Source organism: Paenacidovorax caeni (assembly GCF_001298675.1).
In the GTDB taxonomy this organism is placed as follows: Bacteria; Pseudomonadota; Gammaproteobacteria; order Burkholderiales; family Burkholderiaceae_C; genus Paenacidovorax; species Paenacidovorax caeni.
The window spans coordinates 167,563-182,876 of record NZ_CYIG01000007.1; the positions used below are offsets into that span (position 1 = coordinate 167,563).

General features: G+C 64.8%; 17 protein-coding genes. 13 read left to right on the forward strand and 4 right to left on the reverse strand.

Annotation, left to right across the window (positions count from 1 at the left end; genetic code table 11):
* Window positions 1-11 precede the first annotated feature (11 nt).
* From BN2503_RS04925 to BN2503_RS04975, 12 genes are all read left to right on the forward strand, one after another.
* Complete coding sequence (locus tag BN2503_RS04925) at window positions 12-896, forward strand: class I SAM-dependent methyltransferase (RefSeq protein WP_054255529.1); 885 nt, start codon at window positions 12-14, stop codon at window positions 894-896.
* 176 nt (window positions 897-1,072) lie between these two features.
* Window positions 1,073-2,242: a cytochrome c oxidase subunit II gene (gene coxB, locus BN2503_RS04930; RefSeq protein ID WP_054255530.1), complete on the forward strand. Its 1,170-nt coding sequence runs from the start codon at window positions 1,073-1,075 to the stop codon at window positions 2,240-2,242.
* Between the two features lie 16 nt (window positions 2,243-2,258).
* Window positions 2,259-3,872 carry a cytochrome c oxidase subunit I gene (gene ctaD / locus BN2503_RS04935; protein WP_054255531.1) on the forward strand — a complete coding sequence of 538 codons (1,614 nt, stop codon included), beginning with the start codon at window positions 2,259-2,261 and terminating at the stop codon, window positions 3,870-3,872.
* A gap of 14 nt (window positions 3,873-3,886) precedes the next feature.
* Window positions 3,887-3,988 carry a cytochrome oxidase small assembly protein gene (locus BN2503_RS20845; protein ID WP_217647512.1) on the forward strand — a complete coding sequence of 34 codons (102 nt, stop codon included), beginning with the start codon at window positions 3,887-3,889 and terminating at the stop codon, window positions 3,986-3,988.
* Between the two features lie 12 nt (window positions 3,989-4,000).
* Entirely contained in the window at window positions 4,001-4,597 is a 597-nt protein-coding gene (locus BN2503_RS04940; RefSeq protein ID WP_054255532.1) for a cytochrome c oxidase assembly protein, read from the forward strand.
* Window positions 4,594-4,794, forward strand: coding sequence for a DUF2970 domain-containing protein (locus tag BN2503_RS04945; RefSeq protein WP_054255533.1), 201 nt, complete (start codon window positions 4,594-4,596; stop codon window positions 4,792-4,794). Before BN2503_RS04940 ends, BN2503_RS04945 begins: the two co-directional genes overlap by 4 nt.
* Before the next feature lie 23 nt (window positions 4,795-4,817).
* On the forward strand, window positions 4,818-5,699 hold the full coding sequence (locus BN2503_RS04950; protein WP_054255534.1) for a cytochrome c oxidase subunit 3: 882 nt from the start codon (window positions 4,818-4,820) through the stop codon (window positions 5,697-5,699).
* Window positions 5,700-5,771: 72 nt separating this feature from the next.
* Window positions 5,772-6,500 carry an SURF1 family protein gene (locus BN2503_RS04955; RefSeq protein WP_054255535.1) on the forward strand — a complete coding sequence of 243 codons (729 nt, stop codon included), beginning with the start codon at window positions 5,772-5,774 and terminating at the stop codon, window positions 6,498-6,500.
* Window positions 6,469-7,179 (forward strand): redox-active disulfide-containing membrane protein, encoded by a 711-nt coding sequence (locus BN2503_RS04960; protein ID WP_054255536.1) that lies wholly within the window; start codon window positions 6,469-6,471, stop codon window positions 7,177-7,179. The genes BN2503_RS04955 and BN2503_RS04960 overlap by 32 nt, the downstream gene beginning before the upstream one ends.
* Complete coding sequence (locus BN2503_RS04965; protein WP_054255621.1) at window positions 7,179-8,345, forward strand: COX15/CtaA family protein; 1,167 nt, start codon at window positions 7,179-7,181, stop codon at window positions 8,343-8,345. The genes BN2503_RS04960 and BN2503_RS04965 overlap by 1 nt, the downstream gene beginning before the upstream one ends.
* Complete coding sequence (gene cyoE / locus BN2503_RS04970; protein WP_054255537.1) at window positions 8,342-9,238, forward strand: heme o synthase; 897 nt, start codon at window positions 8,342-8,344, stop codon at window positions 9,236-9,238. Before BN2503_RS04965 ends, cyoE begins: the two co-directional genes overlap by 4 nt.
* A gap of 12 nt (window positions 9,239-9,250) precedes the next feature.
* Window positions 9,251-9,862: an SCO family protein gene (locus tag BN2503_RS04975; protein ID WP_139235300.1), complete on the forward strand. Its 612-nt coding sequence runs from the start codon at window positions 9,251-9,253 to the stop codon at window positions 9,860-9,862.
* A 60-nt stretch (window positions 9,863-9,922) separates the two neighbouring features.
* Here the strand turns inward: BN2503_RS04975 and rpoH are convergent, their stop codons facing one another.
* Together rpoH and BN2503_RS04985 are read right to left on the reverse strand one after the other, a co-directional pair.
* On the reverse strand, window positions 9,923-10,888 hold the full coding sequence (rpoH, locus tag BN2503_RS04980) for an RNA polymerase sigma factor RpoH (protein ID WP_411914282.1): 966 nt from the start codon (window positions 10,886-10,888) through the stop codon (window positions 9,923-9,925).
* Between the two features lie 94 nt (window positions 10,889-10,982).
* Window positions 10,983-11,465: a methyltransferase family protein gene (locus BN2503_RS04985; RefSeq protein WP_054255539.1), complete on the reverse strand. Its 483-nt coding sequence runs from the start codon at window positions 11,463-11,465 to the stop codon at window positions 10,983-10,985.
* 328 nt (window positions 11,466-11,793) lie between these two features.
* Between BN2503_RS04985 and BN2503_RS04990 the strand changes: the two genes are divergently transcribed.
* The gene (locus BN2503_RS04990) at window positions 11,794-12,798 is read left to right on the forward strand and encodes a DnaJ C-terminal domain-containing protein (protein ID WP_074930026.1); all 1,005 of its coding nucleotides are present in this window, start codon (window positions 11,794-11,796) and stop codon (window positions 12,796-12,798) included.
* A gap of 172 nt (window positions 12,799-12,970) precedes the next feature.
* Here BN2503_RS04990 and BN2503_RS04995 read toward each other — a convergent pair whose 3' ends face one another.
* Together BN2503_RS04995 and BN2503_RS05000 are read right to left on the reverse strand one after the other, a co-directional pair.
* Entirely contained in the window at window positions 12,971-13,666 is a 696-nt protein-coding gene (locus BN2503_RS04995) for a histidine phosphatase family protein (RefSeq protein WP_054255541.1), read from the reverse strand.
* A 15-nt stretch (window positions 13,667-13,681) separates the two neighbouring features.
* Window positions 13,682-15,043, reverse strand: a complete 1,362-nt coding sequence (locus tag BN2503_RS05000; RefSeq protein ID WP_054255542.1) for an esterase-like activity of phytase family protein — start codon at window positions 15,041-15,043, stop codon at window positions 13,682-13,684.
* Window positions 15,044-15,314 lie beyond the last annotated feature (271 nt).

Consider the following 15,314-nt stretch of genomic DNA (forward strand, 5'->3'; position numbering starts at 1 on the left):
GCCAGCTCTTCATGTCCGAGCACCTTCCTCCCACCATCGATCCCGTGGCTGCCGCGCGCTGGCAGTCCGCGGCCCCTGCTGCGTCGCCTTGGCTGCACGAAGAGGTGGCGCGCCGCATGGAGGGGCGGCTGCAGTGGATTCGCCAGGCACCTGCCGCCTGGTGCCACTGGGAGCCGGTGCGCGGGGGGCTGGAAGGTCATGCCCTGGTGGCGCAGCGCTACCCGCAGGCAGCATGCGCCGTGTACGAGCACCCGGCGCGCGAGGCGGCGGCGCGCGAGGCCCTGGGTGCCAAGTGGTGGGCGCGCTGGCGCACGGCGGCGCCGCGCTTCGGCCTGCCCGAGGCGGCCAGCGTGCACATGCTCTGGTCCAACATGGCGCTGCACACGGCGGCCGACCCGCAGGCGCTCATCGCCCAGTGGCACCGCGCCATTGCCGTGGATGGCTTTCTCATGTTTTCCTGCCTTGGGCCGGACACCGTGCGCGAGCTGCATGCGCTGTACCGCGACCTGGGCTGGCCGCCTGCCGGCCATGCGCTGACCGACATGCACGACTGGGGCGACATGCTGGTGCAGGGAGGCTTTGCCGAGCCGGTGGTGGACATGGAGCGCATCACGCTGACCTTTGCCACGCCGCAGCGGGCGCTGCAGGAGCTGCGCGAGCTGGGGGTGAATCTGCACCCGCAGCGCTTTGCCGGGCTGCGCGGCCGGGGCTGGCGCGCGCGGCTGGAGCAGGCCATGGCACAGCGCCTGGCGAGTCCGCAGCATGACGGACAGATCGCGCTCACTTTCGAGATTGTTTATGGCCACGCCTTCAAGCCTGCGCCCCGGGTGCGGGTGGAGGCGAACAGCACGATTTCCCTGCAAGACATGCGCGCCATGCTGCGCGAGCGGACCTAGCGCGCGTCGTCCATCCAGTCGCCTGCGCTTTAACCCCATTCCGGGGTAATGAAAACCGAGTATTTCCCCTTGTCAATGATCTAGCGCAATGGGCGCTACAATTTTCGCATAACGTACGCAGCTTCTCCCGGCATGGCGCCGTGGCATGTGGGCAGGGGCAATCCGGCGGGGGACTTATGAGCACCATCTCCAACATGCTGGCGACTGGGCTGCTGCTGGCAGGCTCCTGGGCCAGCAGCGGCGCATATGCTGTGCAGGATCTGCCGGGCGGCCCCGCAGTGCGCCAGTTGAACCTCCATCCACCCGTGACGCGCATCGCCCAGGAGCAGCATTCGCTGCACTGGATGATGCTGGTCATCTGCACGCTGATCTTCGTCGCCGTGTTCGCGGTGATGTTTTATTCCATCTGGAAGCACCGCAAGGCGCGTGGCGCGCAGGCGGCGCATTTCCACGAGTCGGTGGTGGTGGAGCTGGCCTGGACCATCGTGCCCTTTCTCATCATCATCCTGATGGCGCTGCCCGCTACCAAGGTGCTGGTGGCGCAGAAAGACACCACGAACGCCGACCTGACCGTGAAGGTCACCGGCTACCAGTGGAAGTGGGGCTACGACTACCTGCGCGGCGAGGGCGAGGGGTTGGCCTACATCTCCACGCTCGACAGCAGCCACCGCGCCATGTCGAGCAGCGGCAACGTGGCAAACGCGCCCGCCGACTATCTGCTCAAGGTGGACTACCCGCTGGTGGTGCCGGTGGACAAAAAGGTGCGCATCATCACCACGGCCAACGACGTGATCCACTCATTCATGGTGCCGGCCTTCGGCATCAAGCAAGATGCCATTCCCGGCTTCGTGCGCGACACCTGGTTCCGCGCCGAGCGCGTGGGCGACTACTACGGCCAATGCGCCGAGCTGTGCGGCAAGGAGCATGCGTACATGCCGATCCACGTGCGTGTACTGTCGGCGCAGGACTATTCCGCCTGGGTGGCCGAGGAAAAGAAAAAGGCCGCTGCCAAACAGGACGACCCGGCCAAGGTCTGGACGCTGGCGGACATCCTGCCGCGCGGCGAAAAGGTGTATGCCGCCAATTGCGCCGCCTGCCACCAGGCCAATGGCAAGGGTGCGGGCGCCATCAAGCCGCTTGATGGCTCGGCCATCGTGCGCGACGAGGACCATGCCAAGCAACTGCAGGTGGTGCTGCGCGGCGCGGCCAATGGCGCCATGCCGTCGTGGAAAACACTGAGCGACACCGACCTTGCGGCCGTGGTCACCTACACCAAGAATGCCTGGTCGAACCGCACCGGCCAGCTGGTGCAGCCTGCCGAGGTCGTGGCCCAGCGGGCCCGATGAGAACGAGGAGCCGAATATGAGCGCAGTTCTGGACACCCACGGCCACGCGCATGTGCACCACCCCACGCCCACGGGCTGGCGCCGCTGGCTCTACGCCACCAACCACAAGGACATCGGCACGCTGTACATGCTGTTTGCCTTCACCATGCTGATGGTGGGCGGCGCGCTGGCCATGCTGATCCGCGCCGAGCTGTTCCAGCCGGGGCTGCAGATCGTCAACCCCGAGATGTTCAACCAGCTCACCACCATGCACGGCATCATCATGGTGTTTGGGGCCATCATGCCGGCCTTCGTGGGCTTCGCGAACTGGATGATTCCGCTGCAGATCGGCGCGTCCGACATGGCGTTTGCGCGCATGAACAACTTCAGCTTCTGGCTCATGGTGCCCGCGGCGCTGCTGCTGGTGGGCTCGTTTTTTCTGCCCGGTGGCGCGCCAGCGGCGGGCTGGACCTTGTATGCCCCGCTGTCGCTGCAGATGGGACCGTCGATGGACGCGGCCATCTTCTCGCTGCACATCCTCGGGGCCAGCTCCATCATGGGGGCGATCAACATCATCGTTACCATCCTGAACATGCGCGCGCCGGGCATGACGCTGATGAAGATGCCCATGTTCTGCTGGACCTGGCTCATTACCGCATACCTGCTGATCGCCGTCATGCCGGTGCTGGCAGGCGCCATCACCATGACGCTGACCGACCGCCACTTTGGCACCAGCTTCTTCAGCGCCGCAGGCGGGGGCGACCCGGTGATGTACCAGCACATCTTCTGGTTCTTCGGCCACCCCGAGGTGTACATCATGATCCTGCCGGCCTTCGGCATCATCAGCCAGGTGGTGCCAGTGTTCAGCCGCAAGAAGCTGTTTGGCTATGCCTCCATGGTGTATGCCACCTCGTCCATCGCGATCCTGTCATTCATCGTTTGGGCACACCACATGTTCACCACCGGCATGCCGGTGACGGGGCAGCTGTTCTTCATGTACGCCACCATGCTGATCTCCGTGCCCACGGGCGTGAAGGTGTTCAACTGGGTGGCCACCATGTGGCGCGGCTCGATGACGTTCGAGACGCCCATGCTGTTCGCCGTGGGCTTCATCTTCGTGTTCTCCATTGGCGGCTTCACGGGGCTGATTCTGGCCATGGCGCCGCTGGACATCCAGCTGCAAGACACCTACTACGTCGTGGCGCATTTCCACTACGTGCTGGTGGCGGGGTCGTTGTTTGCCCTTTTCTCCGGCGCCTACTACTGGCTGCCCAAGTGGACCGGGGTGATGTACAGCGAAACGCGCGGGCGCATCCACTTCTGGGGCTCGCTCATCACCTTCAACGTTACCTTCTTCCCCATGCACTTCCTGGGGCTGGCCGGCATGCCACGCCGCTATGCCGACTACCCCATGCAGTTCGCCGACTTCAACATGGTGGCCTCCATTGGCGGGCTCGGCTTTGGGCTGATGCAGGTGTACTTCTTCCTGGCCATCGTCTGGCCTGCCATGCGCGGACGCGGGCCGAAGGCACCGCAGAGCCCTTGGGAGGGGGCCGAGGGGCTGGAGTGGGAAGTGCCATCGCCCGCACCCGCGCACACCTTCGTCACCCCGCCCAAGCTCGATGCCAGCGCCACGCGCGTGATTGGCTGAAAGGAGGCTCCCCCGTGGAAAAAAGCAACCTGCGCCTGGCGCTGACGCTGGCCACCGTAGCGGCGGCATTCTTCCTGGGCTTCATCATCAAGATGGCCTGGCTGGCACCACACTGACCGGAGTACGCCATGGGCATTCCACGCGAAAACAGGGCGATGCTGGCCAAGTTGGGCGTGGTGGCGCTGGGCATGTTCGCCTTCGGCTACGGCCTGGTACCGTTGTACCAGCGCATCTGCGAAGCCATGGGCATCAACATCCTGGCCCTGTCGGAGCGCCAGGTGCCCGGCAACGCCACGGCGCAGCCCGCCAATACCCAGGTCGATACCAGCCGCACCATCACCGTCGAGTTTGATGCCAATGCGCACGGCCCCTGGGCTTTCAAACCCGCGCAGCGGGCCGTGCAGGTGCACCCTGGCGAGCTCGCCACCGTGGTGTACGAATTCCAGAACGTGCAGGACCGCCGCATGGCCGCCCAGGCCGTGCCCAGCTATGCGCCGCGCCAGGCGGCGGCGTATTTCAACAAGCTGGAGTGCTTCTGCTTCAACCAATACCAACTCGAACCGGGTGAAAAGCGCCAGTGGCCGGTGACGTTCGTGGTCGATCCGCGCATCTCACACGACGTCAAGACCATCACGCTGTCCTACACCTTCTTTGAGGTGGGCGGGCGCGCGTTGTCCGCGCCGCAAGCGGCGGTGTCCCTGCGGGGCACGGAGGCCGGATCATGAATGCGGCGCCGCCACGCAAGGGCTCGTTCCTGCGCACGGTGCAGGCGGTCGCGTGGTCGCTCATCGGACTGCGCCAGCACAGCGCCTACCAGCAGGACATCGAGAAGCTGCACCCGCTGCACATCGTGCTGGTCGGCCTGGTGGCCCTGCTGCTGTTCGTGGCCGGGCTGATCGTATTGGTGAAGTGGATCGTTTGAATGGATAGGAGAGGAGCGCAGACATGAGTGCAAGCACCCCCGGCGCAACGCCGCACTACTACGTGCCCGCCGACTCCCGCCACCCCATCATGGCGGCGGGCGGCCTGTTCTTCGTCATCCTTGGCGCCACCATGTGGATCAATGGCCACGGCTGGGGCGCATATTCGCTGGCCTTGGGGCTGGCGTGGTGGCTGTTCGTGCTGTTCCAGTGGATGCGCGACGCCGCGCGCGAGAGCGAGGGCGGCCTGTACGGCCGGCGCATTGACCTGTCGTACCGCTGGAGCATGAGCTGGTTCATCTTCTCAGAGGTCATGTTCTTCGGCGCCTTCTTCACGGCCTTGTGGTGGGCACGGGCGCACTCGGTGCCGCAGCTCGCCAGCCTTGACAACGCGCTGCTGTGGCCCGACTTCAAGGCCGTGTGGCCAAGCAACGGCGTGGGCGTGACGGCGTCGCCCGCGGGCATCGTCGAGCCGTTCCAGACCGTGGGGCCGCTGTGGCTGCCGACCATCAACACCGCGCTGCTGCTGACTTCGGGCGTCACCCTCACCATCGCCCACCACGCGCTGCGGCTGGGCCAGCGTGCACGCACCATCGGCTTCATGTGGGTGACGGTGCTGCTCGGCGCCGCTTTCCTGGTTCTGCAGGCCTATGAGTACCACCACCTCTATACCGCGCTGAACCTCAAGCTCAGTTCGGGCGTCTTCGGCTCCACCTTCTTCATGCTCACCGGCTTCCACGGCTTCCACGTCTTTCTGGGCATGCTGATGCTGCTGTTCATCACGCTGCGCCTGCACAGCGGCCATTTCACTGCGCAGCGCCACTTTGGCTTCGAGGGGGCTGTGTGGTACTGGCACTTCGTCGATGTGGTGTGGCTGGGGCTGTACCTGCTGGTGTATTGGTTGTGAAACTCCTTTTTTGATAGCTGCTAGCGCTTGTCTGGTAAGCGCTGGAGGCTGTTTTTGCTAGTATCCAGTCGCATGCTTCACACTGTCTCTGCGCGCTGGCGTTTTGCCCTGGTCACGGGCGCTGCCCTGGCGGGGGTGCTGGCCACGGCGTCCCTGGGGTTCTGGCAGCTCGACCGGGCGGCGCAGAAGGAGGCCCTGCAAGCCGCCATGGACGCGCGCGAGCAGCAGGCGCCTTTGGATGGCGCAGCTGCCATCGCGGCGCTGGCGCCGTCAGAGCGGCTGCACCGCGCCGTGTACCTGCAGGGCCGCTGGCAGGCAGAACACACGGTGTACCTGGACAACCGGCAGATGCACGGGCGGCCTGGCTTTTACGTGCTCACGCCGTTGCGGCTTGACCCCGGCCCTGGCGTGGTGCTGGTGCAGCGCGGCTGGATTGCGCGCGACTTCCAGGAGCGCACGCGCCTGGCGCCGGTGGAGACGCCTCCCGGCCTGGTGCGCATCGCCGGGCGCGTGGCTGGCGCGCCCTCGCGCCTGTACGACTTCGCGCCAGCCGCAGCGGAGCCAGGGTCTTCGCCCATCCGGCAGAATCTCGACCTTGATGCCTTTCGCGCCCGCACCGGGCTGGATCTGGCGCCCTGGACCGTCGTGCAGACAGGCGCGCCCAGCGAAGGGCTGCTGCGCGACTGGCCGTCCGTGGGGTCGGGCGTGCACAAGCACTACGGCTACGCATTCCAATGGTTCGGGCTTTGCGGCCTGATGGCACTGCTTTATGTCTGGTTCCAATTCGTCCGACGCGCTTGACGCTGGCGTGCCCAGCGGCGTGCAGCCCCTGGGGTTGACCGTGCACAGCCTGCCCGTGGCCGAGGATGCCCTGGCGGCACAGCGCACGCGCCAGGGCCGCTGGAAGATGCTCGGCGTGCTACTGGCCTGTGCCGCGCCCGTGATCGCCTCGTACTTCGCTTACTACGTGGTGCGGCCCGAGGGGCGGCGCAACTACGGCGAACTGGTAGAGCCGCAGCGCCCCATGCCCGCGATGGCCGCGCAGGCGCTGGACGGCACCACGCAGCCCCTGGCGGCATTGCAAGGGCAATGGCTGCTGGTTAGCGTGGCCGGCGGCGCATGCGACGCGCAGTGCCAGGGCAACCTGTACCTGCAGCGCCAATTGCGCGAGAGCCTGGGCAAGGACAAGGAGCGTGTGGACTGGGTCTGGCTCGTCACCGACGGCGCGCCCATTCCCGCCACCATCGCGCCCGCATTGCAACCCGCCCGCGTGCTGCGTGTGGACGAGGCCGCGCTGGCGCGCTGGCTGGCGCCGGCACCGGGCCATGCGCTGACGGAGCACCTTTACGTGGTCGATCCACAGGGGCATTGGATGCTGCGCTTCCCCGCGCACATGGACGCCAAGGATGCCGTGCGCGCGCGGCGCGACCTTGATCGCCTGCTGCGTGCCTCGGCCTCATGGGACCCACCGGGGCGCTGATGGAAACCCCACCGCTGTACGACCTGGCACCGCTGGCGCGCCTGATGCTGCTGGGCGCGGCCATTGCGCTTGCGCCGCTGGCCTGGGTGTACTGGCGCAGTCGCCACCATGCGCCGCACGATGCGCCTGGCCAGCGCTGGCAGGCGCTGGCGTTGCTCACGCTGTTTCTGACCTTCGACCTGGTGCTGTTCGGCGCTTTCACGCGCCTGACGGATTCGGGCCTGGGCTGTCCCGACTGGCCTGGCTGCTACGGCCATGCCAGCCCCGTTGGCGCCCAGACGCAGATTGCCGCCGCCCAGCAGGCGCTGCCTTCCGGGCCCGTCACGCACGGCAAGGCCTGGGTGGAAATGGTGCACCGCTACCTGGCCACGGCGGTGGGCGTGCTCATCATCGCCCTCACCGTGGGCGCCTGGCGCCAGCGCGCGCGCGGTGGGCAGGCGGCGCCCAGCCCCTGGTGGGCTACGGCCACCCTGGTATGGGTGTGCCTGCAGGGCGCCTTCGGCGCGCTGACGGTGACCATGAAACTGTTCCCCGCCATCGTCACGCTGCACCTGCTCGGCGGCGTGGTGCTGCTGGTGCTGCTGTGCGTGCAGACCGTGCGCCAGGCGCAGCGGGCTCAGGGTGTGGCGCCTGTGCCGGTGGCACGCGGCATGCGTGTGGCGCTGTGGCTGTGTGCCGGGCTGCTGGCCGGACAAATCGCCCTGGGCGGCTGGGTTAGCACCAACTACGCAGTACTGGCCTGCAGCAGCTTTCCGCAATGCCAGGGCAGTTGGTGGCCCGAAATGGCGTGGCGCGAGGCCTTCGTGCTGTGGCGTCCGCTGGGCCTGCTGCCGGATGGCAGCCACCTGGCGTTCGCTGCGCTCACGGCTATCCACTACGCGCACCGGCTGGCCGCCTATGTCGTTTTGGCAGCGCTGCTGCTGCTGGCCTGGCGGCTGGGGCGCGTGCCGGCGCTGCAGCCGCAGCGGCGCTGGCTGGCGGGTCTGGCGCTGCTGCAGCTTGCCACGGGGCTGTCCAACGTCGTACTCGGCTGGCCGCTGCTGGCGGCGGTGCTGCATACCGGGGGCGCCGCAGCCCTGGCCCTGGTGCTGACCTGGACGCTGTGTGCCAGCCGTGCGGCCCCCGTTTCCCTTGCGCCTGCGGGCGCGAACCGAGTCCCTGCATGAGTGCCGTTGCTTCCCCGTCGCCGCCTTCGCGGCTGTCCCAGTTCTACGTGCTGACCAAGCCGCGGGTGGTGCAACTCATCGTTTTCTGTGCCTTCATCGGCATGGTGCTGGCCGTGCCTGGCATGCCGACGGGCGCCCAATGGGGGCACATGGCACTGGCCAGCCTGGGCATTTGGTTGGTGGCCGGGGCAGCGGCGGCATTCAACTGCCTGGTGGAGCGTGGCATCGACGCACGCATGAAGCGCACCGCCTGGCGCCCGACCGCGCGGGGCGAACTGACGAGCCTGCAGGCCCTGGCGTTCTCTGGTCTGCTGTGCGTGGCTGGCTCGGCTTTGCTGTACTGGACAGTCAACCCGCTGACCATGTGGCTCACGCTGGCCACGTTCATCGGCTACGCGGTGGTCTACACCGTGGTACTCAAGCCGTTGACGCCGCAGAACATCGTCATTGGCGGCGCCTCCGGGGCCATGCCGCCGGTGCTCGGCTGGGCCGCCATGGCGGGGGAGGTGGGGCCCGAGGCGCTGATCCTGTTCCTCATCATCTTCCTGTGGACGCCGCCGCATTTCTGGGCCCTGGCGCTGTACCGTGTCGAGGACTACCGCAAGTCCGGCTTGCCCATGTTGCCGGTGACGCATGGGAACGAATTTACGCGGCTGCAGGTCTTTCTCTACACCTTGATCCTGTTCGCGGGCTGCCTCATGCCTTTTGTGTATGGTATGAGTTCGTGGATCTACCTCGCGGCAGCGGTGCTCCTGGGCTTGGGCTTCTGCGGTTACGGCTTCGCGCTGTGGCGCAGGTATTCCGATACGCTGGCGCGCAAGACTTTCCGTTTTTCCCTGATCCACCTGAGCCTGCTCTTTGCGGCGCTGCTGGTGGACCATTACGTTCTGTGATGTTGGAGTGGCATGCTCAAACGCGATGCTCTTAGATTGATAGCTGGTTGCGCTTTATCCATAAGCGCTGTAGCCATTTTGGCTGCATGTTCTGAAAAGAAAGCGCAGTTCCGCGGCGTTGACGTAACGGGCGCGGACTACGCCCGCGACTTGCCGCTGCCGGACCACAATGGCCAGATGCGCAGCCTGCGCGACTTCCGTGGCAAGGCCGTGGTGGTGTTCTTTGGCTACACCCAATGCCCGGACGTGTGCCCCACCTCGCTGCAAGAACTGGTCGAGGCCAAGCAGTTGCTGGGTGCTGATGGTGAGCGGCTGCAGGGCGTTTTCGTCACCGTAGACCCTGAGCGCGATACTGCCGAGATGCTCAAGGCCTACATGGCCAACTTCGACCCCAGCTTCTTGGCGCTGCGCGGCTCGCCCGAGCAGCTCGCTGCCGTGGCCAAGGACTTCAAGGTTTACTACAAGCGCGTCGAGGGCAAGACGCCCACCAGCTACACCATGGACCACTCGGCTGGCAGCTACATCTACGACCCGGCCGGGCGGCTGCGCGTGTACCACCGTTACGGCAGCGGCTCTCAGGCATTGGCGGAGGATGTGCGCACGCTGTTGCGCGAGACGCCGTAAAAAAACGAGGCGCACGGCCCGAAAGGGCGGTGCGCCTTGGCGGTGGCGGCCAGTGGGGTGTCAGGCGTACTCGGCCAGCGACTTCTTCATCTTCTTCATCGCAGCCACCTCGATCTGGCGGATGCGCTCAGCGCTCACCCCGTATACGGCGGCCAGTTCGTGCAACGTCATGCCGCCAGAGCCGTCGTCGTTTACCTTCAGCCAGCGCTCCTGCACGATGTGGCGGCTGCGCTCGTCCAGACCGGCGAGCGCCTGGGCGATGCCGTCAGTGGCCAGCACATCGCGCTGGCGCGACTCAATCATCGCCGTTGGTTCGTGCGCCTTGTCCGACAGGTAGGCGATGGGACCGTAGGCCTGTTCGCCGTCGTCCGAGGGGCTCGGATCCAGCAGCACGTCGCCGCCGGCCAGGCGCGTCTCCATCTCAATGACTTCCTCGCGCTTGACGTTGAGCTGCTCGGCTACCAGGTCGATCTCGTGCTCGGACAGGCTCTCGCGGTGCGCGTCGGCGTCCAGCGCCTCGGCTTTGAACCCCTGTTTCATTGAGCGCAGGTTGAAGAACAGCTTGCGCTGCGCCTTGGTGGTGGCCACCTTGACCATGCGCCAGTTCTTCAGAATGTATTCGTGAATCTCAGCCTTGATCCAGTGCATGGCGTAGCTCACCAGGCGCACGCCCTGGTCGGGGTCGAAGCGCTTGACGGCCTTCATCAGCCCGACGTTGCCTTCCTGGATCAGGTCGCCCTGCGGCAGGCCGTAACCCAGGTATTGGCGCGAGATCGATACCACGAGGCGCAGGTGCGACATCACCAGGCGCCCAGCTGCGTCCAGGTCGTTGTGTTCCTTGAGGCGGCGCGCGTAGTCCTGCTCCTCCTCGGGGGTGAGCAGCGGCAGCCGGTTCACTGCCGAGATATAGGCATCCAGGTTACCCAGCGGAGGCACCAGCGCCCAGGGATTGGCAGGCGCCAGAGCGGTCACGGCGGGAGCGGAGACAGCGGCCATTGCACGATTCCTTTCTTCCAGATAGGGCATGTTAGCACTCTATGTGAGAGAGTGCTAAAGACAAAGTTCCCCACCCGCTATGTCTGACGGGCTCAGGAAATCGAGGGGACTTCAATACGCTCGCTTACAGCCAGCGCCGCACCTGTTGGCAATAGATATCGAACGACACCCCAAATCGTGCGCGCAGCGCGTCTTCCTCCGGTCGTATCTGAAAGTGCTGCAGGTAGGCCACAAACAGCGGCACGAGAAGTATCGCCGACATCTTGCCCAGCCACACGGCAAGGGCCAACAGCAGCAATGCGAAGCCTAGGTACATGGGATTGCGTGTCAGTCGATAGACCCCACACACCACCAGTGCCGTCGAAGCCTCCGGGTTGGTCGGATTCACTGTGGTGTTTGCATGCCGAAATGCCAGAACGCCAGCCATACAAAGCGAGCCACCTGCCATAGCCAGCGCGCAAGCCACAATCCACACACCGGGGATCATGATCGATAGGAGAGCGGGCAAAGACCACATGGTGATGGCAAACAGAGCGGCGAGCACCAGGGGTGGCACACGCAGAGACAACCAAGGGTAATGGTTCCGCGACGGAGATTGAGAAGACATGTGAGGGGCGGTGCAGAATGCGGTCGATAGACTTTAAAGCTTGAAGTGACTTTAGGGTCAACGCATAGGTGCAGGTATGACCGTAGACTTGCTTAACCTTCTCCAGCCATGGCCGACCAATTCCTCTACCAGCGTTGGACACGTCACAGTTTCCGAGTTTTGCAACGGAATGGCACCTGCGCAGCTTTCCATGAAGCGGACATCCCTGGAGTCGGGCAAGGCCTGCGGTGTACAGACGAAGCCAGACTGGCGCTCAGCCTGAGGAGGCTGGGGGCAAGCGGTGCCTGCTACCATGCTGCATCGCAACAAAGCTTGCGCCATTGATGCCATGGACCTCGACGACCCATACCACGAACTTGGCCTGGCACCGGGCTCCAGCGATGCAGAGGTAAAGGTTGCTTGGCGCCGCCTGTCAGCACGTTGGCACCCTGATCGCAACAGCAGCCCGCATGCCTTGCGAAAGATTCAGCGCATTAATCGGGCGCTGGAGATGATCCGTAATGCCCGGGGCGAACCGGTGGCTGAAACCGAGAATCCCGCCTCCGATGCGGAAAAATCCATCTTGGAGCACACCATCAGCCTCACGCTCGAGGAGGTGGTGACCGGTTGCGTCAGGGAGGTGCGGGGCGAGGTGTCGGAAGACTGTGCGGAGTGCTGCGGCAGTGGCTTGCAACTACAGGCGACCCAGTGCGGCGAATGCGGTGGCACCGGCCACCTCCGGCAGCCTCTCTGGTTCGCCTGGGTCTCATCCTCGGTCGAATGCACAGCCTGCCAGGGGCAGGGGAAGACGCGCCAAGGCTGTGCAGCCTGCGCTGCCAGCGGCAAGGCACCGGCGCGCAAGTACCGCTGCCGGGTGCCGATCGCGCCTGGCGCGCGCGCTGGCGACCTGCTCGATGTCACAGCCTGGGTGCAAGGCCGTCAACGCCAGCACGCACTGGCGCTGCGCGTGCGTGTGGAATTGCAGCCGCACGCATTCTTCAACGCTGAAGCCGACGGAACCTTGAAGTGCGAACTGCCCGTCGATGGTTTTGCATGGATGGCCAATCGCTGGATCGAGGTTCCAACCCCCTGCGGGCTGCAACAGATGAAGCTACGGCGGGGCCACCTGAACTACCGCATCAAAAACGCAGGCCTTCCGTGGACGAGCCAGGCCGAGGCTGGGGATTGCATCGTCACCGTCGTGCCGATGTTTCCGCACGAGTTCAGCCAAGAGCAGGAAGCAGCGATAGATCGGCTGGTGGCCAGCAACTCCGGTAGGGCCGATACGTCGGCTGGCGAGCGCCTGGCGGCATGGAACCAAGTGTTGGACTCCTGGCAGGATCGGCGCACGTGAGATGGTCAGTGGCCATCAGCATGGCGGACTGATGGTGGCCGTAAAGCTATGACCGCCTTGTTCAGGCTGAAAGCTGCTATTGCACAGCGTTGGCTTGGGCGGCACAGCTTCCTATCAAGAAAGGCCATGCAGCCGGGCGACCCTGCCGCCCGGCTTTGGGCTCACGTTGGGCTCAGAGCTGTTCCAGCGTGCTGCGGATCACCTGCTTCCAGACCGAGGGCGGCTGACCGCTGCGCAGGCGCACCAGGTAGACCTCATCGTTAGCCTGCTTGATGCGCGCCACCGCTTCGGCCACTGGGATGTCGAGCAGGGCTGCAAGTACCAGCGGATTGACGCCACCATGGGCCACGATGGCGATGCTGCCGGTGGTGTGGCTGGTAGTGATCTGGCGTACGGCTGCCTTCACGCGGTCGGCTTGGCTCTGCAGCGACTCGCCGCCTTCCAGGCTGTCGTCCAGCACGGTGCCACGTTTACCGAACTCGGCAAAAAGGGCGGCATCGCGCTGGTCTTCGTAGATGCCTTCAAACTTGCCGAAAGAGCGTTCGTTGAGGGCAGGCAGCGCAGTCACTGGTGTCGCGCCAGCGAAAGCGGCTGCTGTCTCCTGCGCACGGCGCAGGCCGCTGCTGTAGATGTGGCTGAACGACACCCCTGCCAGCCGCTGGGCCAGCTCCGCGGCTTGGCGGCGGCCGGTTTCGTTGAGCACGTTGTCGGTGGCGCCTTGCAGGCGTTTTTCCAGGTTCCACTGGGTCTGGCCGTGGCGCACGAGGTAGATGTCTAGTGCCTGTGTCTCTGCCGCCACCGGCAGCGCGAGGGCGCAGCTGGCGGCGAGCAAGGCCGAGGTAAGCAGGGTGCGGCGTTGCATGGTCATGTTGCCCAACTCCTTTCAGCGTGCCGACAGCAACTCGGGCACGTGCAGCAGGATGAACTCGTTGTCGTCGTTCTTGCCCAGCTGGCGGCCCGAGGAGTAGGGCAGGTTGTTGTCGTTCGCCACGATGATGTGCTCGGCGTCGACCACATCCACATCCTCAATCGTCACGAAGGGGAAGGTGAACTTGCCGTTCTGGCCACCGACTTTAGCCACGCCCTTTGGATCCTGGATGTCGAGCAGGTCGATGTAGCCGATCTTGCGCACGAAGCCGTTGGCATCCGCATCCTTCAGGCTGACCTTGTAGACGCGTTTGAATTTGGCCGGTACGTTTTGGCAGTCCGGGCGCGCCGGGCCGTTGCAGGCCGTGCTTTCAAGGCCCTCGCCGTTGTCACGCTCGATGATCAGGCCGGTGTCGGCATCGATCATGTTGAAGTCACCGATGTTGTTGCCGTTGAGTTCCAGCGCGTACTTCCAGGAGCGGCCGGTCCACTCGCCCTTGGCCACGCTGAATTCCAGAATGCGCAGGTACTCGCGGCCATCCTGGGTCTCCCATTTCTTCTCTGCTTCATTCCACAATGGGCCTTCGAGCAGTGGGTAGAGATATTGGCCATCCTTTGAAGCGGCCATGCCTTCGTAGCCGCGCGAGCGACGTACCGGGGTGGAGAAGACGCCGGCCACGGCCGGCGTGGTCACGGAGAAATGGTCGGGCGAACGCACCGTCTTACCGTCGATCTTGGTGTCGAAAACGGCCAGCACCTTGCCCTTGCGGTCGGTCTTGATCAGGTAGGGGCCGAGTTCGTCACCGAACCAAACATGCTCACCGATGAACTGCATCGACTCGATGTCGAAGTCTGCGCCCGTCAGGTAGCGTTGCTTCGTGCCTTCGTTGACGATCAGGAAGGGTACCTTCTGGTCAGGGTCGTGCAGGAACACGGTCTGCAGGCGCTGCACGCTGCCACTCTTCCAGTCCGGCTTGACGTGGTGGAACATCAGCATGGCGTCGGCTGAATTGGCCTTGCTACCAAAGCCGTTGTCCGTCAGCACCCAGTAGCTGCCGTCCTTCATGGTCTTGATGCCAGAAAATCCCTGCACCGGCTGGCCCTTGAACGGCAGGCTGATGCCGGTGGGCTTGGGTGCGTCCTTGGCCGAGAGGTAGGAACTCCCGGCAATGGCGCCCAGACGGTCTTCACGTCGGCCGTCAGCGGTGGTGTACTTGCCCGACGTCTGCAGGCTGGCCGGTGCGTCTTTGGGGGCTGCCACAAAGGTCTGCGCGGGCAAGGCGGCGTGGCCTACCAGGGTGGCGGGGTAGGCCTGCTGGGCCTGTGCGGTGGCGCAGCTCAGCAAGACCAGGAGGGGAAGCAGAGGTTTCTTGTGCATGGTTTCCTAGGCGGGTGGTGTGAACAGACTGCCCCATGCTACGAAGTACCCGCGACAGATCGATGAAGCTTTTGCTACAACTTCAAGGCACTGGCAGGGGGCGGCTACGACCGGGAGCAGCCCCCACGCAGTGAAAAGTAAATACAACGATGTGTACTGCAGGCCCCACTAAGTGCTTGATTTTTCTTGAGCGTGTGAATGCAACGCTCAGCGCACATTGACACCCGCGAAGCGCGGTGTTGGTGTCCGCCCGAAATGAAAAACCCGGCAT